The organism is Streptococcus sp. 27098_8_86 (assembly GCF_041432595.1).
Lineage (GTDB): Bacteria > Bacillota > Bacilli > Lactobacillales > Streptococcaceae > Streptococcus > Streptococcus pneumoniae_F.
Map to the genome: position 1 here is coordinate 1 of NZ_JAPVZW010000022.1, position 2,956 is coordinate 2,956.

The 2,956-nt window shown below is 41.9% G+C and carries 3 protein-coding genes and 1 pseudogene; all 4 read left to right on the forward strand.

The window, feature by feature from the left end; translation table 11 throughout:
* Positions 1-1,806, forward strand: a pseudogene (locus tag O3616_RS09925) (hypothetical protein); the annotation flags it as partial.
* Positions 1,788-2,174 carry a hypothetical protein gene (locus tag O3616_RS09930; RefSeq protein WP_371638783.1) on the forward strand — a complete coding sequence of 129 codons (387 nt, stop codon included), beginning with the start codon at positions 1,788-1,790 and terminating at the stop codon, positions 2,172-2,174. The pseudogene O3616_RS09925 and the gene O3616_RS09930, both read left to right, overlap by 19 nt.
* Before the next feature lie 116 nt (positions 2,175-2,290).
* Positions 2,291-2,527, forward strand: coding sequence for a hypothetical protein (locus tag O3616_RS09935; RefSeq protein ID WP_371638784.1), 237 nt, complete (start codon positions 2,291-2,293; stop codon positions 2,525-2,527).
* Positions 2,524-2,850: an Imm59 family immunity protein gene (locus tag O3616_RS09940; protein ID WP_070842483.1), complete on the forward strand. Its 327-nt coding sequence runs from the start codon at positions 2,524-2,526 to the stop codon at positions 2,848-2,850. The genes O3616_RS09935 and O3616_RS09940 overlap by 4 nt, the downstream gene beginning before the upstream one ends.
* The last annotated feature ends 106 nt before the right edge of the window (positions 2,851-2,956 follow it).

Here is a 2,956-nt window from a genome sequence, read left to right on the forward strand (position 1 = left end):
AATACCCAGACAGCCCGGAAGTATGTTCAGGATACGAAGAATAAGGTCAATGCCTTTGATAAGATGACGACAACCAGCAGTACTGAACAGCTTTTTAGTGCTTTAAGTAGTCAAATGGCAGCTGCTGGAAGAGTGAAGAGTCTGAGTTATAGCAATCCTGTTTTAACTAACTTTGTGGCGCATGACGACCTCGGTAAAGCGATTTATGAGGTGGATCAGCAGTATGCGAAAGCGAAGGCCGAAGCGATTGAGGCTGCTAAACGCAAGGCAGAACAAGAAGCCGCTGAGCGAGAAGCTTCTTATCGCTGTCATCACCCCATCCAAGCCTGGCTGAAGGATCGCTCGAACGAGATTGGTTCCTGGTGGGGCGATGTCGTTGAGGGCACACGAAATCTGCCTATTCCACAGGACTTGAAAGATACCCTCCTGTTTGCGGAAGGTTTTATTGGTGCAGCAGGTAGTATGGTTTCAGAGACTGCCATCGGAGCTGTAGATTTGACTCAGATCATTGGCATTGCCAGTATTGATGGCGTCAATCGCCTAACAGGAGGTCAAACTCCAGAGTGGATGAAGCGGGACTTGCAAGGGACGGTAGATAACCTGTCTAGCCTTGCGGAGTTAGGAGTAGGCACTTACACTGCTCTGACGGATCCAGGTGCGGCTATGCGCGGTCAAGACCCTAATGCCAGTTATGCGGATAAGGCTGCTTATCGTGCTCAAGAGACAGGAAAAGCCCTCTGGGATAAAGTTACCCATATGGATGCCTATGACGCAGGAGGCTTGACCTTTGAGATTGCCAGTCTTTTTGTCGGTCCAGCAGCTGTGGGGAAGATGGCTAAGGGGACCAAGTTAGGAGCTAAGGCAGCTGAGATGATTCAGTTAGCCAAGAACAGTACCAAGGCAAGAATTCTCGCAAATGTTGAAAAATGGGGATCAAAGGTTGACAATATCCTAGCGAAGAGCAATAATGTCATTGGAAAATTTGGGGAGAAATTATTAGACACCCGAATCCCAGTCGGTATCCGCAAAGAAGCATTTGCCTTTGCGGGAGGTATGGGCTCAATGCCTGCCTTCAGCGTTGAGAGTAAGACTCTGCGTGATGTGATGCACTTCTCAAGCAAACATGCGGATGATGTGGCGGAGAGTGGAGCTAAGGCGAGAACTTTCATTGACGGTATGTCGGTAGAGGACGCTCAACGTTATAGCCAGTGGAACAAGTATGTGGAGGCCGGCCTTAGTCCAGAAGACCGTGTTCGAGTCCTGGAGATTTCTGAGAAAGCACCGAAGGTTGAGCTGGTAGAGGGATTTGATAAAAAGTCTCTTTTTGATGAAATTGTTGCGACTGATAAAGAAATTACTCCAAGACCACGGCCTGAAGAATATTTGACCCAAGACTATATTGAGGCTCACAAGAAGCAATTTGATAACGGGGCTTCTAGGTTCCAAAAGTTCCAGCCTAGCGAAAATTGGAATGGAGGAATTGTAGGAGGTGACGATGGGACAAGTTTCTGGTTGAGTAAAGAACATGCGGATGTTATCCAAGATGTTGCTCAAGGTGATAATCGCCTCTATGAAACCTTACTAGGATTTGACGAAGGGTACTTAGGTGATAAACCACTTTATCGCTTGGATGTAACACCGGAAGTTGTCTCTGAAAAAGGAATATCTATTCCGAGTGGTAATGAGTCAGGAGCGAATGAGTGGTGGCGTCCAGGAGGTCGCACTTATCCAGGAGATATGCCAGAAGGAGTTATGAAAGATATCAGTATAAAGGAAGGAGATGCTATATGGAACACAGTAAATTAATTTGGGAAGATGTTATCAAGTTTGAGGAAGTAGCAGGTTATGGCCAGCATATCTGGAAACACGGCGAACAATATTATCTTGTCGTGGATGAAGGAGGTATTGCGGAACAACGAGTGGTGTATGAATTGCCACTAGAGTTGTTTCAGTTGATTGAGAGTGGAGAAAAGAATTTAGTAGAGTTACATTTTAGGCTAAAAAATGATGCTTGGCCACCTAATATGTCACAAGAGGAAGCAAATAAGCTTTTTTGGCGAAAACACATTGAGGTTTTAAAAAATAATGCCGCAGCACAAAGGCATTTTACCCGTCAAGAGCTAGAAGAATTATTACCAGAAGGGTCAAAAATTCTGGCAAGTAGTGAGAGTTAATATGGATTTGATATGGTAAACAGTAAATTAACGTTGAAGATGGAAAAATTATAGCTTTTAATAAACGCGGATTACCTTATCCAGAGGGGGATCAAGATTATCATCAATATAGAGTAATGCATGATTTGACAGAAGAAAATATAATAAATGCTTTTAAAACAGCTTCATCAGAAGTTAAAGAAAGCTTAATTGATGCAATGGAAAACCGGGGATTTTCTTTGTCAGATCTGGCTAATATTCAACAAGGAGAAATTGCAAAAGTCTTTGGAGCAGGTGGAGGAACTCAGATACAACTAGGGAATTCTTTGAAGTATTATGAAGATTTAGGTTTATTAAAAGAGGTGATAAAATGAATTCGGAACAAATTGAAAAATTCAAACAAGAAATAGAATGTATTATAAAAGAAAAAAATTATATATCTTTACGGTATGTTCTTTTCGATGAAACAAATAGAACACCATTTGCTGTACATATATTTTACAAAGATAATTTATTCATGGTGAATAGCAGAGATGAGAGGGCTTATGTAATTGGAAGAACATTTGAATTTGATAATTTTTCTGAGGCTGAAAAAAAATTCTTTAATGTATTGGACTTTATAGTACGTGAGGGTCGAAGGGACATATCTAACAGAGGAAGCTATATGTATTCCTCACCTCTTTGGGACAAACCATAATAATAAATTTAGAAAAGCAACTCAGTGAAATTTGATTTGAATTTTATCGAGCTCTCCCAGCAACAAGTATCGACTGCCTTTATGCGCAGTGAGGATTTTGTTCGGT